This is a genomic window from Butyrivibrio sp. M55 (genome assembly GCF_900116865.1).
Taxonomy (GTDB): Bacteria; Bacillota; Clostridia; order Lachnospirales; family Lachnospiraceae; genus Butyrivibrio.
In genome coordinates this window covers 62,484-86,371 of the sequence record NZ_FPCD01000002.1, presented here as the reverse complement: position 1 = coordinate 86,371, position 23,888 = coordinate 62,484, and the positions used below count along the sequence as shown (strand labels likewise).

The window sequence follows — 23,888 nt, the reverse complement described above, 5'->3', positions numbered from 1 at the left end:
CTTTTCTCTCTACAATATCTACAGCAAATTTCCTGTGACGATATGGATAGTATTTTGCACGAAAGCGACAATCTTATTGAACACATCACAGTATTCATTGGGGAAAAATAAAGCAAACATGTAGTCACAAAGCGATACAACGCCGATAACTATAAGCCATACCGCAACTGACTTACTGCGTTTTTTCTCTTCTTCATTTTTGCTTCCCGCAATTCCATATTCAAGCCAGACATTTCTGTCTTCAATTTTTTGCCCGCTTAATTTGTAAATCTTCCATGCATGGAAAATAGCAAAAAACCATACTACCACCACCGCTAAGCTTGTATCACCTATACAAGCCAGTAGAAATGCAACAAAAAACGTTGTCCATATGGACATTCCGTTCTTTATATATCCCATATACATCTCTGCCGCTCCGGGTATGAACGAGAAGCAAAAGACCAAAAATCTGTTCTTTTTCTTACATTCCATATATTCCCTCCAATTCACTCTTTCCGTTTATGACCGGTTTTTATTCATCGATCTCCAGGTCATTCTTTTTATTCTTAATTAGTTTCAAGCCAAAAAATATGAAAATAACCGCAACCGGAACGTTTTCCACCAAAGAATTGGTTATACGCCAATAATCACCCGGAACAAATTGATAGATTATATCTTTTACAATGTCATACAGCGCCATAAGGCCAATAATCAGCAGACCTATTGCAACTCCCTTGCGAAGCTTCTTTTCTTCAATATCAATTTTTCCCGTAACGCCAAATTCTGTCCAGATATATCTGTCTTCCATCTTTACAAGTGTCTCGCCGTCCAGACGGTACATGTTCCATGCATGAAAAAAGGCATAGAACCAAGCAACCACCGCCATTCCCAGAAAGATATAAGTAAAATAAGACCAGCCGAGCGTAGCCAAGGCAAACAGCAGCACAAATGCCGCCATAATCGATACTCCGTTTTTCATAAATCCCATGTACATCTCAACCGCTCCGGGTATAAACGAAAAGCAAAAAACAAAAAAACCATTCCTCTTCTTATATTCCATCATTAACCTCCAACTCATCTGTTAAACATGTCAAAAAATCTTGTTTCTATTTCTTCCCTTTTCTGCACAAGGGTTTTACATAAATTATTTTCTTCCAATACTTCGTCTCTGTTTCTGCAAGTATCAAACAATCCCTGTCTTGTAAAAATATCCATTTCAGCCAGATATTCCTCTTTTGTGGGGATATCTCTATCTATAACAGGTCTTTGCGGAACTATGAACATTACCGCTATTGCTGCAGCAACGGCGAGAGCCACTTTCAGGCTGTATAATCTGTATTCGATTATCTTTTGTTTTTTGGTTTTCGCGATGTTGCCGGACTTACTTAAAGCACTGATCTCATCAAGCACTTTTTTCTGAAGATCCACGGGCGCTTCAGCCATGTCATTAAACTCAACATCGGAAATAAGCTTTTGTAATTCTTCATCACTCAGATATTCATGACTCATGTCAGCAGTTCCTCCTTCCTGATTATTTTCTTTAACATCTCGCGGGCTCTGTAGATGTGGGACTGCGTCGTCTTAAGAGGTATCCCTTTCTCAAGGCTTATCTCTTTTGCAGTCTTTCCTTGGATAAAATGCCCGACCGCCGCAGATCTGTACGGCTCATCAAGTTCATTGCACCGGTCAAAAAATCTTTTTTCCACATCACGTGCAATGTACGTTTCAAGCGGCCCGTCCCTGCCGGCGTCCATGGAAGCCTCAAGCTCATCGTCAGTCGAAGCCACCTCGCGCATCTTGCTGCTTCTTAGGTAGTCGATGCATTTGTTGCTCGCAATCCTGCATATCCACGCTTTTTCATCGCGTCCGTCAAAATCCTCAAGATGCCGATATGCGGAAATAAACGTTTCCTGCGTGATATCCTCCGCAGTAAAATGGTCGCCGGTAAGCTTAAGGCACACCGAGAAGACCAGATTCTTGTACCGGTCCATGAGCTGTATTAACTTTTCTCTCGAATCGATCTTCCCCAAACTTTTCTCCTGTTTTTTCTCTCTTCATTTAATATAACGATGCGCATGCAAAAAAGTCTGCAAAAAAATGTAAAAATTTTGCAGACTTTTTTTAAACTTCTAAATCAAGTTCTCAGATCAACTGTTTTCGGCAATATAATTGCTGATTCTGTTCTGAATGATATCTCCGACTTGTTCCGCCGTTTTCTTTCCCTTAAAGAATGCCGAGGCTTCTTCTGAAATAATATTTGTAACCTGCATATCATATCCGACGTTTGTATTTATTGAAACAGCATAATCATAGAACTTCTTTATATCCTCCTCTGACAGCGGTTCTAATTTTACATCTTTTCCGCTCAAAGGATCGTACGTTTGCGCCTTGGTGTTGCTATCGCTTATCTCGCCTGTAGCTTCTTTTAACTCTTCCTCAAACTTAGGCTTTACCGTAGAGAAGCCGTCACTTGTTTCTTTATCCGAAGTCATAAGCTCCCTGATAAGATCGTAGATAACATCCGCATGTTCTGTCTTGCTGTTTACACCCAATGTAGTTGTGCTTACCGCAGCCATGTTTTTGCCAAGGTTATTGGGACATCCGACCAATTCAACATCATCTCTGAATATATACTGCTTGAGCTTTGCATATTGCCATATATTCCTAAAATCTGCAGCGTAGAAAATTCCTTTTCCTTCGGCATACACCGCTTCAAGCTCGTCCTCCATGATACAATCAACCGGTTCCTCATCAGGAAACTTATTGGCAAAATTCAAAAACTCAGCAAACTCAGGCGTATTGAAATTGCACTTTTTATTCTTGAGGTCAAAAAACTCATCGCCGTAGTACGTCCAGAAATATGCGCAGACGTTTGATCTGGTATCATATGAGCCAAACGCCGTTTTATAATCCACGCCTTTACTGTTTATCAGTTCGTCACAGTCCTTGTATGTCAAAGAATTTTTTCCCTTTGCGTATTCTGATTTAACTGCATATGTGCTAATTCGGAACGTAGGCATAAATGTATAAGTCTTGCCATTGAACTTCATCATCTCCGCTATGTTCGGAAGAACTTCTATATCGCTCAAAGGGCCTCCGTTTTCAAAAGCAGGAGTTAAATCAAGAAGTATTCCTTTATCGGCATATTTTCTTACAGATGCTTCGTTTCCCGAAAAGCAGATGATGTCGGCAGCTTTTCCTGCTGTAATATCAAGATTAAACTGCTTTTCACATTGTTCATAATCGTTGTAAAACTCGCTGTAATCCAATATCTTTATCGCATACTTATCGCTTGATCTGTTAAATTCCATGATCTGACTTGCAATATCACGATCGACATACATACCCGATAAGGTAATAACGGTCTTATCTGCAACGTCTTCAGGATTTACTTTGGACAGTTTCACAAGAGTATTTACCCCACTGTCACCTTCTACAGTATCAGCGATTATTTCTTTTTCATTTACTGCAAAGAATCCCACCTGTGACATCATATCATCGGGATTTATTGATGAATCCCTGTAATCAAGAAGTTTTTCAAGTTTGTCTGCCTGAGTATCGCATTTATAGACTCCGTAGGAATCATCTGCATATAGGTTACCGTTTTCATCGTCAAAAAAGGTATAGTAACTGTGCTCCTGGAAATTTCCAAGCTTCTTTTCCACTTTCTTGTTATCTGCATCAACTATAACAAATGACTGGGCGTAAAGCTTATTATAATAATTTATAAACAGCTTATTGTCCGCAAGTTCTACCATATCTAGGATTCCTTCCATACCACTCATGGCCTTTTTATCCACAAGTTCTTTCAGACCATTCTGCTCGTCATAAGTCTTTACGCCGTCTTCAGTGCCGCATAAAAGGCCGTATTTATCACTCCACTCAAGGCATCTAAAGTAGAATGCATCATCTGCAAATTCTTCGGAGAGGTCGAACTTGTAAGCTATTTCTCCTGTTGGAGTGATTTTTTCAAGGAACGAGCTATAATCATCCCCACCTTTGTGTTCTTTATAAACAAGATATGCATTTCCTTCATTATCAAAGGTGCCAATAGTTATATAATCTTCCTTTTTTCCACCGAAATCGCAGGAATTAACCTCAGATCCGTCAGGGTTAAAAGAAAGATATTTAAACCCTCCGTCTCCGGTTTCCGCTTCGCAGATAGCCACTACCTTGCCTCCGCTTCGGCCAAGAACACACACCTTTTCTCCTTCGCCAAGGATTCCCGGAAAATCTTCCTGCTTAAAGATGCAGTTCTTATCAATCTGTTTTACCTGCGCAAGATCCTCTTCTGTAATCTTCTTTTTGCCGCAACCGGTAAATGATGTTATGCAAAGAGTAAACGCAAGAATTATGCTTGTTGTTTTCCCTATAATATTTCTTTTTCTCATCTTTTCTCTCCATTCTGTCGACGATTCGCATCATCTTATATGTGCCCGCCGCAACCTATGGGTTGCGGCATGTGGGCGGTTATTGTTCTATGTGGTTGTACGTTGTAGTGTAATTGCACGTGACGTGGAGTTGTATGTGTGTGATGTCACGTGCTGTATTATTGTATTAGTTACTTAGTACAATAATACAATAACTCCGGAGAGAGGGATTTGTCAATATGTGAATTGTGAAATTATGTGGAATGGGAATTGGGGACGGGAAGCTATGGAGAGGTGTTGCCAGAGATGTATTATTTATTCTGCATTTAAAGCTTCAAAATGTTCAGGGCTCTTCTTACATCTTCATGTGTGAGCCCAACATTTGGATCAGGCTTTAACTGATGCCTTGCTATCAAGCTGTTATGAAGTTCCAGGTCATCAAGAACAAGCCAATTTGCCGGAAAATCTGCATCTTTAGAAGTTTCATCGGTTTTGAAAGTTTCATCATTTGATGAGAAGTCACTATTTGCGGAAGCTATGTTCTCTTTAAGCCATAAGAGGATTTCTTCAGCCTTAACAAGGCTGAACTTCTTGCTCTTTCTTATTTCTTCGGTGGTAAGATTGGGTGTTACGCCGTCAAGCCTGATGCCCTCTTTAGCCATCACTGTGATCAAGTGCTCCGCTTCAGGCCTTAGCGGTTCAAGATTCTCGTCGAACCAGAAGCGCCATCCCGAGTGAAGGATCAGCTTTGCATCCGCCTTCTTTACAAGCTCCGCCAAGAGCCTCACCGCCTCTGCATCTACAAGCCTTCCGCCACTTATTTCGCGCTGATGCTCCTCGTCCCAGAACTTTGAATTCAAGACTCCGTCTATATCAAGAAATATTATGTTTTGCATGATGTTCCTCCATGATTTGGGTGTGATTCTATTATTTGCTTGATAAGCGCTACAGCGCATGACTCTATTTGAAATATCTGCAAGTGTAGTCATTGTGTTGCGCTCTGTCGTATGACTCTATGCGAGGTTTGGGCTTGCGGAGTCATTGGATCTTATTTCTGCATATGACCCTATTTGATATTTCTACAGCTGAAGTCATTGCATTACACTCCGCCGCATGACTCTATACGAGGTTTTGGCTTGTGAAGTCATGAGCTATTGCTTCCGCATATGACCCTATTTGAAATTTCTGCAAGTGAAGTCATTGCATCGCGCTCCATCGTATGACTCTATGCGAGGTTTGGGCTTGCGGAGTCATTGCAAACAACTTCAGTCCCTCCGTGTTAGAATTTGCTTATATTTTTACGTCTGCTCAGATATGTTTTATTTCCCGGCAGGAAACTTTTCTTTTCCCAGCACATACAAACGGTGTATTACACTCTTCCGCGCATCACGTTACACTGAAACCACAGATAAGGACACAAGCTTGTTGTCTACTTGCTGATGTGCCAGGCAAAAAAATAAACAATAGAACCGAACTTGCAATCAATTCTATTTCAATCTACAGCCGGACAACAGTCAGCAAAACAATGCGCCACGAAGGGAGAACCGGCTATGAAATGCAATAGCACCGCCAATACCAACATCACTACTAACAACTACAAAAATATCAACGCCATCAATAGCACCAATAATAACAAAAACGTCCGTACCAAAAGCAAAATCAAAGCGAATGCCACCACTCATTATAAATCCATACTGCGCGAAAGCACATACAGAAAGCTTCTGTTTGCAAATCTGATCAACAGGTTCGGGGATTCGATAGAATCAATTGCTTTTACGTGGATCGTGTATCAGATTACAGGCAGTGCGGCGTGGTCTGCGATAATATTTGCATTTATCATGTTGCCAAACGTTGTTGTTCAGCCGTTTGCAGGAGCCATTGTTGAAAAGATGGATAAAAAGCATGTTGTCATCACGACTCATTTTCTCAGAGCAATTCTAATCGCGCTTTTTATCTTTCTGTTTAAGCTTGAACTGGTGACTCCGGCACTCCTTTCAGTATTTGCGCTGACAATAACGAGTGTAGAGTCTTTCTACCTTCCTGCGACGAGCGCTCTTAGTGCGCAGGTGTTTAAAAGAGATGACATAAACGCCGGAGTGAGCCTTTATTCTGTTTTCGCTAATGCCGCCACCCTTGCAGGAAGCGGAATTGCAGGATTTATAATTGCAAAACTCGGCGTTGAAGCCGCAATGTTCACAGATCTCTCGACATTCATAACTGCTGCAGTACTGATTGGCATGCTCAAAACTGCAGCAGGGTCCGCTTCCGAAGCCGGTAGCACCGTCGTTGCCTCCAAAGCTGAAAGCATACATTCATTTAGCAAAAACAAAAGTGTAAGCTCTCTACATAAAACAGGAAGTAACAGCTCAATCCGTAAAAACAAAAATGCAAGCTCAATCCATGAAGCAGGAAACAGCAGCTCCCCCAGCGAGCCCGGCTACATATCCATGCTCAAAGACGGCATCTCATATGTATTTAGCACTCCGGTTGTACGAAACTTCTGCATCATCTGCGTACTGCTTAACGGAATGCTGATTCCATTGAACGCTTTTCAAGTTCCGATAGTATCCGAAATTTACGGAATGGGCAGCGAGCTTATAAGCATCTCCGGCATATTCTCATCAATAGGCGGAATCTTGGGAGCAGTGGTATTGCCGAATTTGTCAAAGAAACTATCGCCCCTTAAGATTACTGTCCTTGGAACCGCCCTGTTAGCCGGCGCAATGGCCTGTATTCCTTACGGAAGATTTGTAAAAGAAAACATATTTCTCGCATACACGTTGCTATGCGCATGCTACTTCGTCATGATGGCAGCCGCTTCACTGATAGGCGGAATCCTCCATATCCAGCTTATGAAATGTGTTGACCATAAGTATATGGCCCGCGCGTCAGCTGTATTTAATTCATCTTCAGCCGCCGTGACTCCCATCGGGTCATTTGCAATCGGTTTGCTGGTTTCCCGCGTCAGCATTTCACAAGTATTGACCATCAACGCTGCTTTCGCCGCAATCGTATTACTGCTTATCATAATCAAGCGACCTGTACTTGAAAAAGTTCCCTATTGTTGGGATTCTCACTAAACTCGTAAATAAGGAGCCTCACCTCAAATCAAGGTGAAAGCTCCTTTCTGCGTTCAAAAAACTCTATTATTTCATTGTCATTGAATCCCATGTATCTGACGGAACAAGTGTGATATATGTCTTACCTGTGTTGATCTGAATTTCTTCACCCTTGTCGTCGTAGAACTTGGTCAGATGAGTTGCCTCATCCTTAACCCATGTGATGGGCTTTCCAACGCCGTTTGTGATGTACCATCCGGGCTTTCCCGAATCGATACAGTTATAAATAAGATAACCGTTCTCATCAAGCTGATTGAAATCACATTTCTGGATAAGTACATTCTTAAAGCTAAGAGGCTCTCCGTCCTCTGCATCCTCATGGCGTGATCCGTACTCGTAATACTCGTACTGCTTAGTTTCGGCATTATACTTAAGTGTAGAAGTATTGTGCCAGAAAGGAAGTCCAATCTCCGTTACAGGATATGTCTTGTCATAAACCTTTGTAAGGTCAACTTCTTTGCCGTAAGGAGCAAAGTTGAAGTGGCTTCCCTCGTTTCTGTACTCGGTATAAGTTGTTGAATATGCGGGATCCTTTTTCATACTTGAGAAGTTACTCTCCATATCACCCGGACATATATATTCAGTAAACTCCTTGGGTTTTCCGTTCTTTACTCTGGAAAAAGTTCCGGAGAAATGCTGTGACCAAGGCTGATTCAAATATGCATTGATATGAACCGGAGGCCCTCCGTCATGGCAGAGCACCGCATCCCACTCGGCTGCAAGAAGAATATTTGTCGGACGGGTACTTCTGATACTGCCAAGCTGCTCTATCTTACCCCAGTCTTTTACAATGCACATAAGCCTTGTAATCCTGTCATTTTTTGTGCTGTTCATCATTTCATAAACAACATCCGCTTCTGCTGTTCCAAAGTGCGGAAGCGCGGTCTTTTCGTTATCGACCATTACAGCGATAGGACGCTGATCTTTAATATCTTCGCTTATTGGCTCACCTGTGATCTCGCTAAGGTACATTCCTTCAGGAATCTCAAAGTTCTTCACTTCATCAGATGAAGCTTCCGCAGCAGTATCGCTGCTCGCTACATCTTCGACAGAAACCTCAAGAGTAGCATCATCCGCTTCCTTTTTGCCACAGGCAACATCTGAAAGCACCATTAGCATGCACATTGCAAGCGCAACGATCTTTTTACTTTTTGTCATAGATAATTTCTCCCATTTTTTGTTTTATTAAAGCCTTTTTTTCTTCCTTCACCTCCTTACGTAGTTTGATGTCAAGCTCATAATTCAAAAGTTTCAGTTGAACTCCCGATTGAGCTTCAATGTCTACATGCTGTGAATAAGCATTCTTGTATTTATATATACTGAGAATTATCCCCAGGAAGACATACGATACTATAACGTTGCTGTCTGATATAAAAGGAAAAAAAGTATCGCCTACATATGTCGTCAAAAATAATCCAAATCCTGAAAGTAAATTTGCAACAGCATTTGCCGTAAGCCAAATGAGACAACCGCTTCCCATTGCGATTCCCACTTGATTCTTTATCTTAGATAAAGCAATAAAACCAAAAACAATCAGTCCGATAACGCTTAAAATAACCGCTAATCCTACAGCCCATCCCCAATCTGAACATATATACAAAAGAACATGTTCTCCTGTCGCTACGCCAAAATAATTGCTTGCGGCAATAGCCACATTTTTTCCGCCAAGATTACTATATACTACCCAGCATCCAAGCGGCTTAAGTCTATCCATAACATGTCTTACATTTATTAATTTACTGCTGGGAAAACAATTTCTTAGTTCAATCATCAAATTTCCAGGAAAAATCGCAAACGCAGCCCACAAAGATGCAATCACCTTCTTTTGTGGAATTTCAAACCAGCCCTTCTTTATTGCTATTGTAAGCTGAGCCAGCAAACTTAATGCGATCATCATAACATGCAAGGCAGCATGCCCCTCCAGTCGTGAATCCATATACATACACGGAATAACAATCCAAAGAACCGCCTTGATCAGTCCTTTATACGCCTGCCCTCTATACCTATAGATTATTCCGGAATAAAGAGGAATAAATAAGATAAACAACGTCGAAAAAACAACCCTTGTAGAGGAATATGGCTGCCATAAAAAATTTCCTTCCGGTCCATGTGAGTAAATAGCCTGATTAAGTACCATTCCCACTATCAACACAGCCGCCAGCAACTTAGAATATTTTAATATAGTCGTATAATCCACAAGAAATGCAAGCAACATCAAGGAAATACCAAAAAAAGCATTAGCAGCAATTACGAATTCATCATACTCAGAATATGCTACCGTCATCCTGATCATCGCTCCGACAGTTCCAATGGTCATTGCCGCGATTATCAAGCCCCATGCAACCTGCGGCCTGTGAACCCTGTCAAGCGACATTCCGACTTCCATGGGATCTCCCATGTCCTCGACAGCTTTTTTCTCCGCAGTCACACGGTCCATTCCGTCCGAAACATTCGCTTCTATCTGTTCTTCTATATGCGCCCTGATCTCATCACCTATAGCCTTGTGCGCCTTCTCAAAACGCACCTGCTCCAGTAACATTTTGATATATTCTTCCATACTCATACCCCGTAGGCCAGAACGTTTGCTATCGCGCCGGAATAAACCTCCCACTCCTGTGTCTTTTCCTTTAATAGCTTTCTGCCCTCTTTCGTTATGCTGTAATATTTTCTTGTCTTGCCGAGATACTCCTGCTCGTAAACCTTGAGAACACCTTTCTCCTCTAGTCCGTGAAGAAGAGGATAAAGCGTTCCCGCCTTAAATTCAAAGACATTCTGTGATCTCTTTCTTAATGTGTCGATCATTTCATACCCATACATGTCTTTTTCCGAAAGTAACTTCAGAACCAACATTGTACTGCTGCCTGTTAAAAGAGATTTATCTACTGCCATTTTTTCCTCCTTGATACGCCATCATAAGCGCCTGTTTATCTATACTAAGCCTTTCCAAATTTTTTCAGGATTGCAATCCTTTTTCCTTATTGCTGCGCCCCTTAATATCCACATGCTGCGGATACGCGTCCTTATATTTGTATACGCTTATCAGTACCCCTAAGAATACATACGAGATCACAATATTGTTATTAGATATAAATGGGAAAAAAGATGCATAAAACTCCGGAACAATTCCGAATCCCACAACGATATTGGCAATAGCATTTACCGCGATCCACATCATGCAACCGCATCCCATAATCTGTCCGAGCTGGTTCTTGGACTTTGCCATACTTACAAATCCAAAAACAATCAACGCTGCAACTATCATCACAACCGCCAGTCCTATAACAAGGCCCCAGGCTGCAGAGATATAAGTCAAAACATAACTTCCCGCAGGAGAACTTACACATCCTCTTGTCTGCATGGATGCAGAGCCGCCCCAGGTATATATTTTCCCTTCTCCAAATATCTTCATTGAATCCATGATTGTTTTTATTTCATTACTACCGCTTCTCATAAATCCGCCAACTTCAGTCCTGATAAAATAGACCAGATATAATACATAAGCCAGCCATATAGATATGATTGAAGGAATCTTCCGCACCTTTATCCAGCCTTTTTTTATTGCATAAGTAAGCTGAACAAGCATACTGCCTACAACTATAAAGGCGCGCATATTATAATATCTTGACGATACAAACGGTATGATCCTTGGCACAAAAACCCAAAGAAGAGCCTTTATAAGTCCTCCGTACGATTGTCCCCTGTATTTGTAGAGGATTCCCGCATAAAGAGGAATCAGTAAAAACATCAGTGCAAACGAAAAGCTGACACAATTATTCAAAAATTCTACCAGTGATTCCAGCCTGTCATAATTTACCGCTTCATCATTTAAAACATTCTTATCTGCTATCAGCCTAAAAAGCTTATAGCTTCCGTAATATGTGATAAGATATCCTGCTACCAATACAGTTGCGATCACTTTGGAATACTTGGCAACCGTTGTGTAATCCACAAGATACATGAAAAGCATCGCGCCAATCCCCAAAACAGTAAAAAGAATATAATATCTGTCATCGGCTGAAAAAGGCGGCTCATTTAATATATCAATCAAAAGTTTGTCCTTCTCCATATAGGTATGGATCATTATCCCTATAACACCGACAAGCACCGCCGCGATTATAACGCCCCACGCTATCTGCGGTCTGTGAACCCTGTCGAGCGAGATACCGACTTCAACGGGATCTCCCATATCATCAACAGCTCTTTTCTCCGCTGTATCTTCATCCATTCCGCATGAAATATTCGCTTCTATCTGATCTTCAATGTGAGCCTTAAGCTCATCGTGTATCCCCTGATGAGCCTCACGGAACCTCACTTGTTCCAATAGCTTTTTTATATATTCTTCCATTGTTACACCCCAAACTTCGGTTTGCATTACACTTTCTATCTCTTTTTTCTAAATCCTATATCTACGTGCTTCGGATAAGCATTCTTGTACTTATATATGCTCAGTATTATTCCCAGGAGAGCATAGGATGCGACCACCTTGTGAGTTGCAATAAACGGGAAAAAAGTTGAAGTTCTGTAATCCGGCAATACTCCAAGGCCTACAAGCATATTTAAAAGTGCGTTTATCGTAAGCCACATCATACAGCCGCTTCCCATGACAACTCCGAGTTGATTCTTTGTCTTTGCTGTGCTCACAAATCCAAAAACAATCAGCGCCGCAACCGCTGCAATAATTACCAGTACCAAAACCACTCCCCAAATTGCTGCGATCTTTGTCATCATATAGTTTTCATAATCAAAGTTGTTATAATTTTGCGAAACTACAAGGTTTCTTGTAGATACAGTCAGCTCTCCGCCCATATACCTAACATTTCCGCTTCCGAAAGCCTTTACTCCGCTCAATACCTCTTTTGCGTTATTTTTGGAAATATCCGGTGCCAAAAGAGACCATGCAAAGTACATCTGCTTTTCATTTATAAGTCCCTTCTCATACATAATACGTACCAAAACTACGGGTACAACCAGAATAACTGACCACAACGTCGCAATTACAGGAATCTTGGGAACCTTTATCCACTCCTTCTTTATAGCAATGGTAAGTTCTGCAAGTAAACAAATCACAATTACAATCGCACGATATTCCTGATAGTAACCGCTTGCGCCAATTCCTATAACTCCCATCCAGATAAGTGATTTTAAAAGCCCTTTGTATTTTTGTCCCTTATACTTGTAGATTATTCCGGCATAAAGCGGAACAAGCAAAAATACCAAGGGTCCTGCCCACTTGAAAGCATCATACAAATACAGATAAGAATCAGGAATTTCACTATAGCTTGTGCTTATAAGCATCAACTTTTTATATATCAAGGTGCTGATAGAATAAAAACCAAGCAGTATGACCGTCGCTATTTTGGAATACTTGGCAACCGTCGTGTAATCAATCAGATACAAAAACAGCATTACTACAATTCCGCGAATGACATTGTATATGTGCCATCCAACCGGCCCTACCGTTATATTTCCAAATATGGAATGCATTGAATACTCAGCGCTGTAAGAAGAAGGAACTTTGCTCAAAAAGAGCCTTATTATTATTCCAATCATTCCCACAACTAATGCAGCAATTATCACTCCCCACGCAATCTGAGGTCTGTGCACCTTATCAAGTGCAATTCCCGCTTCAACCGGATCTCCCATGCCTTCGACGGCGTTTTTCTCTGCTGCCTCTTTTTCCATTCCATCGGCAACATTGGCTTCTATCTGATCTTCTATATGTGATCTGAGCTCATCGCCTATAGCCTTGTGTGCTTTCTCAAAACGCACCTGCTCAAGTAATTTTTTGATATACTCTTCCATTGTTAAACTCCAAAAAACTCCCGGCTTTACAACTCCAAATTCTTAAATATAGCTCGAAATCCGACTTTCTCTATATCTATGTGCTCGGCATACGCGTTCTTGTATTTATATATGCTCAGTATTATTCCAAGAGACGCATATGAAACAATAATATTATTGTTCGAAATAAATGGTAAAAAGAGCTCCGAATCAGGTCTGAGTATTCCAAACCCGACACCTGTGTTAAAAATGACATTTAACATAAGCCATGTCATGCAGCCGCTTCCCATAACAAATCCCAACTGGTTCTTGGTCTTTGCTACAGTCCTTACTCCAAAAACAATAAGCCCCGATACCAAAGTGATGACCAAAAGTCCGATAATGATTCCTGCCATTCCGGTAACGCAATCCAAAATGCCGGTCTTATGGCAATTTGAATATTTCGTTATGATAATAGCGCTACTCGCCCTGCTTCCATAAGGAAGTACCGGCTTGCTTTCAAGAATATTGGCAGATCCTTCATTTACCAGATAAGATGCTAAAGGCGTATACTTATATATTTTATCTATTACAAATATAGGAAAGAAAGCAGAAGCTCCCCACAATATCGACAGCACCGGTATCTTAGGCACTTTTATCCATTCTTTTTTGATCGCTATAGTTAATTCTGCCAGCAATCCGATTTCCAGCATAACGGCCTTAAACCATTCGTAATCCAAAAACAGCATTACGCAAGGAACAATGATCCAGATAAGCGCTCTTATCAATCCTCCATGCGCCTGTCCCCTGTAGTTGTAGATTATTCCCGCATATAGCGGAATCATCAAAAGAAGTAGCGATAACGATTCTTTCCAGATCAGGCCTATTGGTACGAAATTATTCCCGACTAAAAAACGTGGCAGACCGACATGAGCATGACCACTCTTTTCTATAAACCAAAATCCGCACAAATAAGCTATCAGCAGTACATTACCTGCCACTTTGGAATACTTTGCAACCGTTGTATAATCCAAAAAATAAATAAGCAGCATTGTTACTATTCCTGCAAAGGAATAAAGAATATATTTAAGACACTCTGTTTTCTGTAAATCCTGAAATCTACGGAGATACTCATCATCCATATACTTATGCATGGCCTCTCCCAGACTTCCTGATAGCATAATATGAATTATCACTCCTATTGCTATCACAATAAGCGTAGCTGAAACCAATTCCCACGCCAGCTGCGGCCTGTGAACCTTATCAAGCTCTACGCCCGCGGAAACCGGATTTCCCATATCTGCGACAGCTTTTTTCTCCGCTGTCTCTTTGTCCATCCCCTCGGCAACATTGGCTTCTATCTGGTCTTCTATATGTGCTCTAAGCTCATCTGCTATCGACTTGTGCGCTTTCTCAAAACGCACCTGCTCAAGTAATTTTTTAATGTACTCTTCCATTTGGTAAAAACCTATCTGTCATTTTATTTAATGTATTGCTTAGTCTGTCATACACCGTATGCCAATACGCTTACGATAGCGCCCGAATACTCATTCCACTCATCGGTCTTAGCCTTTAAGAGCTTTCGTCCCTCTTTTGTTATGCTGTAATATTTTCTGGTCTTACCGAGGTATTCCTGCTCGTATGATTTGAGCATTCCTTTTTCTTCAAGTCCATGTAAAAGAGGATAAAGAGTCCCTGCCTTGAATTCGAAGACGTTCTGTGACTTCTTCCTCAAGGTGTCTATCATTTCATATCCATACATGTCTTTTTCCGAAAGTAATTTAAGAACCAGCATTGTACTGCTGCCGGTTAAAAGAGATTTATCTACTGCCATAATTCTCATCCCCCAAAATCTTTTGATCTTGCGCGAAGACTTATGTCTACGTGCTCTGCATATGCATTCTTGTATTTATATATGCTGAGTATTATTCCAAACATAACGTATGATGCTAACAAGCCGTCAAATCGTAGTCCCCCTGAAATAAACGGTAGAAAGGATGGGCTCTGAGAGACCATGCGCATCCCTAATCCACACGCTATATTAAAAATAACCTTTTCAATAAGCCATATCATGCAACCAATTCCCATAACCAGTCCCAACTGGTTCTTAGTCTTAGCTGTAACTATCAGTCCATAGATAATCAAACCAAGTACAACCGCTATAACTGCTATTGCAACACCAATTCCCATCGTTGTAGATATATATGTCAAAATACTGCTGTCTTCAGCCAAATCAATGTTGTCCCCTAGTACCTGTCCTCTCCCGAACAGCTTGGATGAAGTAATGATTGAGAATATACCTTCTTCGTTACTCCACTCATATATTCTAAGAGTTTGGATAATTATTACAATTCGCGGCACTAGCAATGACCAAATAAATATAATGGCAGGCATTTTACGTACCTTTATCCACTCTTTTTTTATAGCAATCGTAAGCTGCACAAGCATACATACCATTACTATTATCATTTCTTCAAAACTATACCTTCCGTCCCAAACAGATAATAGATCGCTACAAACAAGTATCCAAATTATTGCCTTTATAAGTCCGCCATACTTCTTGCCTCTATATTTATAGAGTATTCCGGCATAAATCGGTATCATCAAAAACATGATTGAAGATACCCGAGAGTTTAATCCATCTAAAATCTGCCAGATTTCATAATCCAATGAATCCGGATTCTCCATCACAATCCAACAAATTGATGAAAAATAAAGCGCCAGCAAAATAATTCCTGCAATCTTAGAATACTTGGCAATCGTTGTGAAATCCATAAGATATAGGAGCAACATTAAAGCCACTCCAAGTATAGAATAGAAAACAAACATTGTCCCCTCTTGAACAATATGCCCCTTAGATATCTGAAAAGCCAGGCCCCAGTTTAACTCTTTTGTCATAAAAATATGGAGTATAATGCTAAAAACTGTCACAGCCAATGTTGCAACAACAAGCTCCCACGCAAGCTGCGGTCTGTGAACTTTATCAAGCGCAATTCCCGTCTCAACGGGATCACCCATATCTTCAACAGCTTTTTTCTCCGCTGTCTCTTTATCCATTCCCTCGGAAATATTTGCTTCCGCCTGGTCTTCTATATGTGCTCTGATTTCATCCCCGATAGCTTTATGCGCTTTTTCAAAACGCACCTGCTCAAGTAATATTTTGATGTATTCTTCCATACAATCCTCCCTAGCCTAACCACTTGCTGCCGTGACGAAATATACATTCACGTTACTTTAGCTTCTTCTGTCATACACCGTATGCCAGCACGCTCACGATAGCGCCCGAATATTCCTTCCACTCCTCAGTCTTACTCTTTAAGAGCTTTCGTCCCTCTTTTGTTATGCTGTAATATTTTCTGGTCTTGCCAAGGTATTCCTGCTCATAGGCCCTGAGCATCCCCTTTTCCTCAAGCCCATGTAAAAGAGGATACAGTGTACCCGCTTTAAACTCGAAGACGTTCTGCGACTTCTTCCTCAAGGTGTCTATCATCTCATATCCATACATATCTTTTTCCGAAAGTAACTTTAAAACCAACATTGTACTGCTACCTGTTAAAAGAGATTTATCTACAGCCATTTCTTTTTACCCTCCTTATATCGTTCCATCTGTCATTGTGCCTTAAATATTCTGTCATGTATTTCCTGATTCGAATTTTCTTAACTTACTGCGAAATTTTATATCTATGTGCTGTGGGTAAGCATCTTTGTATTTGTATACGCTAAGTATTATTCCAAGAAAAGCATAAGATTCGATTACCTTGTGCTCCGATATAAACGGGAAAAAAGATGTGTGATAAAACGAAGGCAATAATCCCGTACCGACACCTATATTAAAAATCGCATTTATAATAAGCCACATCATGCAACCACTTCCCATTACAGCTCCCAACTGATTCTTTGTCCTTGCAGTTGCCACAAATCCCAAAACAATCAAAGCCACTACAGCGGCAATAACAACAACTGTCACTACACCTCCAAGAACTGCTGCAATCTTAGTGATCTCATAGCTTTCCCGATTAGTAAACTGGGAAAAAACTCCTGAACTTACAAGCGAACTTGTGGATACGGCCAAATTTCCTCCGACATAACTCACAGTTCCGCTACCAAAAGCCTTTACACCACTCATAATTTCTTTTGCCTTATTTTGGGAATCGGCAGAAAAGGTGATGTTATACATGAACCTTATTACGAACATGGGTATTATCGCAAATAAAGACCATATAGACACAATGGTTATTGTTTTAGGAACCTTTATCCATTCTTTATGTATTGCTATAGTAAGCTCCGCCAGTAAGCAGATCACAATTACCGCCGCACGAAATTGCTGATATTCTCCAATTGTAACCAGACCTATAGCCATTATCCAGATAAGTGATTTTATAAGTCCCTTATATTTCTGTCCCCTGTACTTGTAGATTATTCCTGCAAAAAGAGGGACGAGTAGTAGAACCAGTGTCTCCGACCGGCTAAAGAAGCTGTATAATACGTTTGGAATTACATAACCGCTTGCTTCCAGACTATCTATTTTTTTATTTATCGTGTAAGAAAAAAGTAGTATAGCCGCTATTATCTTGGAATACCTTGCAACCGTCGTATAATCTACAAGATACATTATCAGCATTACAGTGATACCGCAGACAACGTCGTATATGTAATAACCGATATCATCTACACCTATCATAAATTTACCCAGTATGTAAAGAGCCCTTACACTATACGATGATGATGGTATTTTGCTCAAAAAGAACTTAATTATTATTCCCAGAATACCCACGATAATTGCAACAACTATCACTCCCCATGCAACCTGCGGTCTGTGAACCTTATCAAGTGCAATTCCCGCCTCAACAGGATCACCCATATCTTCGACAGCTCTTTTTTCCGCTGTCTCTTTATCCATTCCCTCGGAAATATTCTCTTCCGCCTGATCTTCTATATGTGCTCTTATTTCATCCCCGATAGCCTTGTGCGCTTTTTTAAAACGCACCTGCTCAAGTAATATTTTGATGTATTCTTCCATACAATCCTCCTTAGCCTAAACACTTGCTGCCGTGACGAAATATACATTCTCGCTACTTTAGCTTTTTTAACCCCAATTTATTAAAATCAAATCTAAGTATTATATCTACATGCTGTGGATAAGCGTTTTTATACTTATAAATGCTGAGTAATATTCCAAGTAGTGCATATGACTCAACCAACTTGTCATTTGAAACAAACGGCAAAAATGCCCCACCGCCTTGATCATCGATAATTCCCGTTCCCATGATTGCAACAAAAAGAGCTATGATCACAACGCCCCATGCCATCTGAGGTCTGTGAACCTTATCAAGCTGCGCGCCTGCTTCAACAGGATCTCCCATATCTGCAACCGCAGTTTTCTCCGCAGTCTCTTCGTCCATTCCGTCCAAAACATTAGCTTCTATCTGATCTTCTATATGTGATCTGATCTCATCCCCAATAGCCTTGTGCGCTTTCTCAAAACGCACCTGCTCAAGTAACTTCTTTATATACTCTTCCATTTATAAAAAAACCTCTGTACTACTGTGTATCTAAATCTTCTTCCCCTTTTTGCTCTTTAGCGATGCTATAATACTTTCTCATCTTCCCGCGGCAGTATTGCTCGTATGAGTTGAGCGTTCCGTCGCCCTCAAGTCCATGAAGTAAAGGATAAAGCATTCCGGCTTTCTTTTCAAAAACGTTCTCCGATCTCTTTCTTAGAGTTCGTATCATCTCATATCCATACATGTCTTTTTCCGAAAGTAATTTAAGTACCAACGATTCGTTGTTATCAGTTAAATGAGATTTTTCTTCAGCCATTATTTTTTTATCCTCCTTGTATCGTGCCATTTGTCATTGTGCCTTAAATATTCTGTCTTATATTTCACGATTCGAGATTTTTTGACTTGGTTCGAATTGTTATGTCGATATGCTGCGGGTAAGCATCTTTATATTTGTATATGCTAAGTATTATTCCAAGCACCGCATATGATGCGACCACCTTGTGGTTTGATATGAATGGGAAAAAAGATGTGTACTGATACGTCGGCAACATTCCAAAACTTATAAACATATTTAGAATTGCATTTATTGCAAGCCATAACATACATCCGCTTCCCATTACCATTCCAAGTTGGTTCTTTGTCTTTGCTGTACTGACAAATCCAAAAATGATCAAAGCCGCAACAACAGTGATAATTGCAAATGCCAAAGCGCCTCCAAAAACTGCAGCGACTTTGGTTATCATATAGCATTTTCCACTGCTGATTCGCGAACTGATAAGATCCAATGTCGATACGGTGATCTTTCCGCCCATATAGCTTACAGAGCCGCTTCCAAAAGTCTTTACTCCACTCAATAATTCTTTTACTTTGCTTTTGGAAGTAGCGGGGCCAAAGAGTGATCTGACAAGATTCATTTTGCTCAAACTTAAAATCTTGTTGTCATACATGAATCTGATCAACACTATCGGAACCACCGTAAAAAATGACCATATCGCCGTAACTGACTGTACCTTGGGAACTTTTATCCATTCTTTTTCTATTGCGATGGTAAGCTCAACAAGTAAGCAGATCACAATTACAAGCGCACGGAATTCCTGATTGTTTATTCCCGTTGCAACCAAGCCGCTAACTACTATCCAGATAAGCGATTTTATCAGGCCTTTATATTTCTGTCCCTTGTACTTATAGAGTATTCCGGCAAAAAGCGGAACAAGTAAAAAAATACAAGGCCCCGACCAGCTAAAGAAGCTCTCTATAGATTGGTACACACTTGGAATCTCAGTCCCATATTCCGGATCAAAATTCTCAATTCTTTTATAAAATGCAAAGTTCTTTATTGTGTAGGAAATCAACAATAACGCCGCTACTACCTTGGAATACTTTGCAACCATCGTATAGTCTATAAGATACATCCCCAGCATTATGACAATTCCGCATACGACGTTGTATAAGTAGTAACCGGCATTATCTAAAGTAATATTTCCGATTATGTTAATTCCGTAGTCGGACGACGATGGCAATTTTCCCAATAAGAAATGAATTATTGCTCCGAAAAGTCCTACACCTATTGCTGCAACTATGACTCCCCACGCAACTTGCGGTCTGTGCACTTTATCAAGCGCTATTCCCGTTTCAACCGGGTCTCCCATGTCTTCAACAGCTATTTTCTCCGCTGTCTCTCTGTCCATTCCTTCCGAAATATTTGTTTCTATCTGGTCTTCAATATGTGTTCTAAGTTCATCACCGATTGCCTTGTGAGCTTTTTGAAATCTCACTTGCTCAAGTAACTTCTTAATATACTCTTCCATATCAGACTGCTCTTTTCTCTACCTTTTCCCTATCACTTTCGTGTTCCGTTTCCTGTTTTTTCCCTGAAATAACATCTTTACAGCCGATGCATTTCTCTGTCTTACTCTCTATAATATTCTCTTCTTTTCTGTCGTGTTTATCATTACTGTTTTCTGCGATGCTCGCAAGAACGTCGCCTCTCATATCGTAACCATCGCCCGTAATGAAAAACACACATAACCACACCAACAAAATAGCTACCAAGAACATGTGATACAAACCTATGCTATTGCCAAACACCATTATCGAAATTAATGCTGACATAATTCTCGCTCCTCCTTAATATTCTTAGTACATCTCTTTTTCTATATCTTAAACACCGTAAGCCAATACGCTTACAATTGCGCCGGAGTATTCCTTCCACTCCTCTGTCTTACTCTTTAAGAGTTTTCTTCCTTCCTTGGTAATGCTGTAATACTTTCTTGTCTTACCAAGGTATTCCTGCTCGTAAACTCTGAGCATTCCTTTCTCCTCAAGTCCATGGAGAAGGGGGTAAAGAGTACCCGCCTTAAACTCAAAGACGTTCTGGGATTTTTTTCTTAAAGTGTCTATCATTTCATATCCGTACATATCTTTTTCTGAGAGTAGTTTTAGCACCAACATTGTGCTACTACCTGCCAGAAGGGACTTGTCCACAGCCATATTGACCTCCTTATATCGTACATCTATATATCGTAAGTCTATATATATCGTTCATCTACATACTATATCGGTCGCCGATATATGTCAAGCAAAAAGAATCTTGTCTCAGATTTACTGAAACAAGATCCCTATTTATCCGGCGTTTATGCTATTTTTTATCTCACGGCTGTTGGCATCCCATGACTTGTATCTCTTCTCGCCTCTGTGGTCGGGAAGATCAAATCTGCTTGTGATCTCTTTTCCGAGATATTCTGTAAACTTCTCGGCCCCGTAGTAATTAAGGTGTGATTCATCCATGAAGTCTTTTTCAAAATCAAGCCCTATGGCATCGTAGTCATGGTTTGCATTGGTAAATCCGATTCCGTTTTCCTGAGCAATTTCTTTTAACCGGTTAAAAACAAGTTCCTGCTCGTCAGTGATAACGTACGGAGTTACTATCATATGCAGCTCGATGCCGTTCTGTTTGGTATAGTCGATTATCTTGCGAAGATAGAGCTCGGACTTTTCGGTCAGGCCTCCGCTGCTTTTTTGCGTGATCTGCGGTCTGGGCTGCGGCGTAACTTTGGTCATTGGCTTAAAACCTTTGAAGTTCCTAAGATACGTGAACTTCCTGATCGGATATGTGAAATCGTCCTTGGTAAGCCCGTGGAGTCTGCCATGGTAAACAGCAAAGCTTGGAAAGTATTCGGAGAAATGCTCTTTTTCAACGCTCACTTTGAACATCTGCATTTTATTAAGTGAAAAGCGCATGCCAAGGGCGTTAGGAAGCATCCACTTATACTGGTAATCGTCTTTTTGAAGTGCCGGCGAATACACATCGAGCACAACGAGCTTTGGCTTCTGCGTCTTGCATACTTCCTTCAGGTAATGGTATGTGATCCACAGTGGCTGTTCCGCGGCGCTGTAATCGTATGCCGCCATCCCATAGTCGTCCCAGAGCTTGCCCGTATCTATCGCGTAGTGTACATGACTTGAGCCCATCATAACGACATCAACGGTGTTGCGCGGCTGATAATAAAGGGCCGCCGCTTGCATGACCCCGTCATCGTTTTTTATACTCAAAACACCGTCCCAATACCATATCGAAAGGATTGTGACGATCGCAAATATTATGCTGAACCTATTGTTATAAAACCTCTTTAACATCTAATCCCACCAACTAATTTTTTCTGCGCACTTTTTTAAAAACTTACATACATAAAGCTGCTCGCATTGTACCCCGGTCCATATATTCCAAGCAGCAAAAGCGCCATGATCATTCCATACAGAACAACATATCGAAGTGCACACGGAAGGCTGTCCATCGCTCTTCCGATTCTCTTATTCTTCCTTGCTATCAAAAGGTCAAATGCAAAGACAATGCAGCCATAGATCGGAATTATCATATCTCGTCTCGATGCGCCGATATCAGCCGCCTGAGCCGCAAATGAATCAATTCCGGGTGTCATTGATAACATCCTTCCCACATATCCGAGAGCACTGCTCATATTAGGCGCTCCGAAAAAAATCCATGCAAAAGAAACAAGCAAAAATGTGATTATTCCGGATACTAAATTCGAGATAAATGTCGGCTCTTTTGTCGATTCTTTTCCTTGTGCCTTATTTATCTTTATCCCTGAAATTATTCCAAATGCCATCGTATAGACGCCGTGAAGCAGTCCCCATGCAAGAAAACTTGCATCTGCTCCATGCCAGATTCCACATATGATAAATACGATCGCAGTGTTAAGGAACCTGCGCGCGCTTCCCTTCCTGCTTCCTCCAAGCGGTATATAGATATAGTCTCGAAGCCATCTTGAAAGCGATATGTGCCATCTCCTCCAGAATTCGTTTATGTTCTTCGAAAGGTACGGCGCATGAAAGTTCTCGGTAAGTTCAACTCCGAAGAGATTGGACATACCTATCGCAACCGCACTGTATCCCGCAAAGTCGCAATATATCTGGATTGAATACATGAGCATTCCCAAAAAGAGCCATGCCGCCCCGAATCTTGCAGAGTCATTTAATAATCTTGTTGTAAAAAAAGCAAATCTGTCCGCCACTACCACTTTCATGAAGTATCCGTAAAGGATGGTCGTGAAAGAAATCGACAGGCGCTTGTTCTCTAACACTTTGACGTTAGGCAGCTCTTTTATCTGATGCAAAAAGTTATCTGCTCTCTCGATCGGGCCGCTGATGAACTTCGGAAAATAGCACATGTAAAGCGCAAAATGTACCGGGTTCTTTTCCGCCTTGGCCTTACCCCTATATACATCCACAATGTAGGATATTGCCTGGAATATGTAGTACGAGAATCCGATAGGCAGCAGGATCTTTATAAGCGCGTCGTCACGCTGTCCCCATCTTGCGACATTCTTTAGGGTAAAAAGAAGTACCGCACTCAGCCCAACGCCCGCTATTGCCACTATCTTCAGCGCTTTGGTACGCTTTTTTTCTTTGAGCTTGTCTTCCAAAATGCCGATGCCGTAAACTACCGCCGTTACCGACACAATCCACATGAGGGAATTAATGCCAAGGTGATAGATGAACGCCAAACTTGCCGCGAGTAAAATTAATGCTCTGGCTCTTTTCAGCAAGTGGAAAAATATGAAAATTATTGTAACAAATAAAAAAGTACTTATAGAAAAGGACATTATAAACTCCGCCTTTTTATATTAAATATTGCA

At 40.9% G+C, this 23,888-nt stretch carries 24 protein-coding genes; 1 reads left to right on the top strand and 23 read right to left on the bottom strand.

Annotated features, from left to right (window positions below):
- Window positions 1-18 precede the first annotated feature (18 nt).
- The 6 genes from BM398_RS02675 to BM398_RS02650 form a co-directional block, all read right to left on the bottom strand.
- Entirely contained in the window at window positions 19-471 is a 453-nt protein-coding gene (locus BM398_RS02675) for a hypothetical protein (protein ID WP_092336317.1), read from the bottom strand.
- Between the two features lie 40 nt (window positions 472-511).
- Window positions 512-1,039 carry a hypothetical protein gene (locus tag BM398_RS02670; protein ID WP_092336316.1) on the bottom strand — a complete coding sequence of 176 codons (528 nt, stop codon included), beginning with the start codon at window positions 1,037-1,039 and terminating at the stop codon, window positions 512-514.
- 14 nt (window positions 1,040-1,053) lie between these two features.
- Window positions 1,054-1,488 carry a hypothetical protein gene (locus tag BM398_RS02665; RefSeq protein WP_092336315.1) on the bottom strand — a complete coding sequence of 145 codons (435 nt, stop codon included), beginning with the start codon at window positions 1,486-1,488 and terminating at the stop codon, window positions 1,054-1,056.
- Window positions 1,485-2,009 carry an RNA polymerase sigma factor gene (locus BM398_RS02660; RefSeq protein WP_092336314.1) on the bottom strand — a complete coding sequence of 175 codons (525 nt, stop codon included), beginning with the start codon at window positions 2,007-2,009 and terminating at the stop codon, window positions 1,485-1,487. Before BM398_RS02660 ends, BM398_RS02665 begins: the two co-directional genes overlap by 4 nt.
- A 117-nt stretch (window positions 2,010-2,126) precedes the next feature.
- The gene (locus BM398_RS02655) at window positions 2,127-4,370 is read right to left on the bottom strand and encodes an extracellular solute-binding protein (RefSeq protein WP_092336313.1); all 2,244 of its coding nucleotides are present in this window, start codon (window positions 4,368-4,370) and stop codon (window positions 2,127-2,129) included.
- A 305-nt stretch (window positions 4,371-4,675) separates the two neighbouring features.
- Window positions 4,676-5,245 carry an HAD domain-containing protein gene (locus BM398_RS02650; protein ID WP_092336312.1) on the bottom strand — a complete coding sequence of 190 codons (570 nt, stop codon included), beginning with the start codon at window positions 5,243-5,245 and terminating at the stop codon, window positions 4,676-4,678.
- Between the two features lie 654 nt (window positions 5,246-5,899).
- On the opposite strand from BM398_RS02650, the gene BM398_RS02645 reads away from it, so the two are divergent.
- Window positions 5,900-7,429 carry an MFS transporter gene (locus tag BM398_RS02645; RefSeq protein WP_092336311.1) on the top strand — a complete coding sequence of 510 codons (1,530 nt, stop codon included), beginning with the start codon at window positions 5,900-5,902 and terminating at the stop codon, window positions 7,427-7,429.
- A 66-nt stretch (window positions 7,430-7,495) separates the two neighbouring features.
- Here BM398_RS02645 and BM398_RS02640 read toward each other — a convergent pair whose 3' ends face one another.
- The 17 genes from BM398_RS02640 to BM398_RS02560 all read right to left on the bottom strand — a co-directional run bounded on the left by BM398_RS02640 (window position 7,496) and on the right by BM398_RS02560 (window position 23,756).
- Window positions 7,496-8,626, bottom strand: a complete 1,131-nt coding sequence (locus BM398_RS02640) for a DUF3048 domain-containing protein (RefSeq protein ID WP_175531812.1) — start codon at window positions 8,624-8,626, stop codon at window positions 7,496-7,498.
- Window positions 8,613-10,025 (bottom strand): permease prefix domain 1-containing protein, encoded by a 1,413-nt coding sequence (locus BM398_RS02635; RefSeq protein WP_092336310.1) that lies wholly within the window; start codon window positions 10,023-10,025, stop codon window positions 8,613-8,615. Before BM398_RS02635 ends, BM398_RS02640 begins: the two co-directional genes overlap by 14 nt.
- A gap of 2 nt (window positions 10,026-10,027) precedes the next feature.
- Window positions 10,028-10,357, bottom strand: a complete 330-nt coding sequence (locus BM398_RS02630; RefSeq protein ID WP_074462676.1) for a PadR family transcriptional regulator — start codon at window positions 10,355-10,357, stop codon at window positions 10,028-10,030.
- 64 nt (window positions 10,358-10,421) lie between these two features.
- Entirely contained in the window at window positions 10,422-11,840 is a 1,419-nt protein-coding gene (locus tag BM398_RS02625; protein WP_092336309.1) for a permease prefix domain 1-containing protein, read from the bottom strand.
- Window positions 11,841-11,848: 8 nt separating this feature from the next.
- On the bottom strand, window positions 11,849-13,270 hold the full coding sequence (locus tag BM398_RS02620) for a permease prefix domain 1-containing protein (RefSeq protein WP_092336308.1): 1,422 nt from the start codon (window positions 13,268-13,270) through the stop codon (window positions 11,849-11,851).
- Between the two features lie 26 nt (window positions 13,271-13,296).
- Complete coding sequence (locus BM398_RS02615; RefSeq protein WP_092336307.1) at window positions 13,297-14,685, bottom strand: permease prefix domain 1-containing protein; 1,389 nt, start codon at window positions 14,683-14,685, stop codon at window positions 13,297-13,299.
- 47 nt (window positions 14,686-14,732) lie between these two features.
- Window positions 14,733-15,062, bottom strand: a complete 330-nt coding sequence (locus BM398_RS02610) for a PadR family transcriptional regulator (RefSeq protein WP_026655646.1) — start codon at window positions 15,060-15,062, stop codon at window positions 14,733-14,735.
- A gap of 5 nt (window positions 15,063-15,067) precedes the next feature.
- The gene (locus BM398_RS02605; RefSeq protein WP_092336306.1) at window positions 15,068-16,405 is read right to left on the bottom strand and encodes a permease prefix domain 1-containing protein; all 1,338 of its coding nucleotides are present in this window, start codon (window positions 16,403-16,405) and stop codon (window positions 15,068-15,070) included.
- 70 nt (window positions 16,406-16,475) lie between these two features.
- On the bottom strand, window positions 16,476-16,805 hold the full coding sequence (locus BM398_RS02600; protein WP_092336305.1) for a PadR family transcriptional regulator: 330 nt from the start codon (window positions 16,803-16,805) through the stop codon (window positions 16,476-16,478).
- A 54-nt stretch (window positions 16,806-16,859) separates the two neighbouring features.
- Window positions 16,860-18,248 (bottom strand): permease prefix domain 1-containing protein, encoded by a 1,389-nt coding sequence (locus BM398_RS02595; RefSeq protein WP_092336304.1) that lies wholly within the window; start codon window positions 18,246-18,248, stop codon window positions 16,860-16,862.
- Between the two features lie 52 nt (window positions 18,249-18,300).
- On the bottom strand, window positions 18,301-18,750 hold the full coding sequence (locus BM398_RS02590) for a permease prefix domain 1-containing protein (RefSeq protein ID WP_092336303.1): 450 nt from the start codon (window positions 18,748-18,750) through the stop codon (window positions 18,301-18,303).
- Window positions 18,751-18,769: 19 nt separating this feature from the next.
- Window positions 18,770-19,048 carry a PadR family transcriptional regulator gene (locus BM398_RS02585; protein ID WP_092336302.1) on the bottom strand — a complete coding sequence of 93 codons (279 nt, stop codon included), beginning with the start codon at window positions 19,046-19,048 and terminating at the stop codon, window positions 18,770-18,772.
- A 64-nt stretch (window positions 19,049-19,112) separates the two neighbouring features.
- Window positions 19,113-20,540, bottom strand: a complete 1,428-nt coding sequence (locus tag BM398_RS02580) for a permease prefix domain 1-containing protein (RefSeq protein ID WP_092336301.1) — start codon at window positions 20,538-20,540, stop codon at window positions 19,113-19,115.
- Between the two features lies 1 nt (window position 20,541).
- Window positions 20,542-20,844, bottom strand: coding sequence for a hypothetical protein (locus BM398_RS02575; protein WP_092336300.1), 303 nt, complete (start codon window positions 20,842-20,844; stop codon window positions 20,542-20,544).
- Between the two features lie 48 nt (window positions 20,845-20,892).
- Entirely contained in the window at window positions 20,893-21,222 is a 330-nt protein-coding gene (locus BM398_RS02570; protein WP_092336299.1) for a PadR family transcriptional regulator, read from the bottom strand.
- A gap of 132 nt (window positions 21,223-21,354) precedes the next feature.
- Window positions 21,355-22,368 carry a hypothetical protein gene (locus tag BM398_RS02565; RefSeq protein ID WP_092336298.1) on the bottom strand — a complete coding sequence of 338 codons (1,014 nt, stop codon included), beginning with the start codon at window positions 22,366-22,368 and terminating at the stop codon, window positions 21,355-21,357.
- Between the two features lie 35 nt (window positions 22,369-22,403).
- Window positions 22,404-23,756: an MBOAT family O-acyltransferase gene (locus BM398_RS02560; protein WP_175531811.1), complete on the bottom strand. Its 1,353-nt coding sequence runs from the start codon at window positions 23,754-23,756 to the stop codon at window positions 22,404-22,406.
- Window positions 23,757-23,888: the final 132 nt, after the last annotated feature.

Excerpts from the sequence above, each read along its gene's own strand:
- BM398_RS02675 (WP_092336317.1), bottom strand. The coding sequence starts at position 471 with ATGGAATGTAAGAAAAAGAACAGATTTTTGGTCTTTTGCTTCTCGTTC.
- BM398_RS02670 (WP_092336316.1), bottom strand. The coding sequence starts at position 1,039 with ATGGAATATAAGAAGAGGAATGGTTTTTTTGTTTTTTGCTTTTCGTTT.
- BM398_RS02665 (WP_092336315.1), bottom strand. The coding sequence starts at position 1,488 with ATGAGTCATGAATATCTGAGTGATGAAGAATTACAAAAGCTTATTTCC.
- BM398_RS02655 (WP_092336313.1), bottom strand. The coding sequence starts at position 4,370 with ATGAGAAAAAGAAATATTATAGGGAAAACAACAAGCATAATTCTTGCG.
- BM398_RS02650 (WP_092336312.1), bottom strand. The coding sequence starts at position 5,245 with ATGCAAAACATAATATTTCTTGATATAGACGGAGTCTTGAATTCAAAG.
- BM398_RS02645 (WP_092336311.1), top strand. The coding sequence starts at position 5,900 with ATGAAATGCAATAGCACCGCCAATACCAACATCACTACTAACAACTAC.
- BM398_RS02640 (WP_175531812.1), bottom strand. The coding sequence starts at position 8,626 with ATGACAAAAAGTAAAAAGATCGTTGCGCTTGCAATGTGCATGCTAATG.
- BM398_RS02635 (WP_092336310.1), bottom strand. The coding sequence starts at position 10,025 with ATGGAAGAATATATCAAAATGTTACTGGAGCAGGTGCGTTTTGAGAAG.
- BM398_RS02630 (WP_074462676.1), bottom strand. The coding sequence starts at position 10,357 with ATGGCAGTAGATAAATCTCTTTTAACAGGCAGCAGTACAATGTTGGTT.
- BM398_RS02625 (WP_092336309.1), bottom strand. The coding sequence starts at position 11,840 with ATGCAAACCGAAGTTTGGGGTGTAACAATGGAAGAATATATAAAAAAG.
- BM398_RS02620 (WP_092336308.1), bottom strand. The coding sequence starts at position 13,270 with ATGGAAGAGTATATCAAAAAATTACTTGAGCAGGTGCGTTTTGAGAAA.
- BM398_RS02615 (WP_092336307.1), bottom strand. The coding sequence starts at position 14,685 with ATGGAAGAGTACATTAAAAAATTACTTGAGCAGGTGCGTTTTGAGAAA.
- BM398_RS02610 (WP_026655646.1), bottom strand. The coding sequence starts at position 15,062 with ATGGCAGTAGATAAATCTCTTTTAACCGGCAGCAGTACAATGCTGGTT.
- BM398_RS02605 (WP_092336306.1), bottom strand. The coding sequence starts at position 16,405 with ATGGAAGAATACATCAAAATATTACTTGAGCAGGTGCGTTTTGAAAAA.
- BM398_RS02600 (WP_092336305.1), bottom strand. The coding sequence starts at position 16,805 with ATGGCTGTAGATAAATCTCTTTTAACAGGTAGCAGTACAATGTTGGTT.
- BM398_RS02595 (WP_092336304.1), bottom strand. The coding sequence starts at position 18,248 with ATGGAAGAATACATCAAAATATTACTTGAGCAGGTGCGTTTTAAAAAA.
- BM398_RS02590 (WP_092336303.1), bottom strand. The coding sequence starts at position 18,750 with ATGGAAGAGTATATAAAGAAGTTACTTGAGCAGGTGCGTTTTGAGAAA.
- BM398_RS02585 (WP_092336302.1), bottom strand. The coding sequence starts at position 19,048 with ATGGCTGAAGAAAAATCTCATTTAACTGATAACAACGAATCGTTGGTA.
- BM398_RS02580 (WP_092336301.1), bottom strand. The coding sequence starts at position 20,540 with ATGGAAGAGTATATTAAGAAGTTACTTGAGCAAGTGAGATTTCAAAAA.
- BM398_RS02575 (WP_092336300.1), bottom strand. The coding sequence starts at position 20,844 with ATGTCAGCATTAATTTCGATAATGGTGTTTGGCAATAGCATAGGTTTG.
- BM398_RS02570 (WP_092336299.1), bottom strand. The coding sequence starts at position 21,222 with ATGGCTGTGGACAAGTCCCTTCTGGCAGGTAGTAGCACAATGTTGGTG.
- BM398_RS02565 (WP_092336298.1), bottom strand. The coding sequence starts at position 22,368 with ATGTTAAAGAGGTTTTATAACAATAGGTTCAGCATAATATTTGCGATC.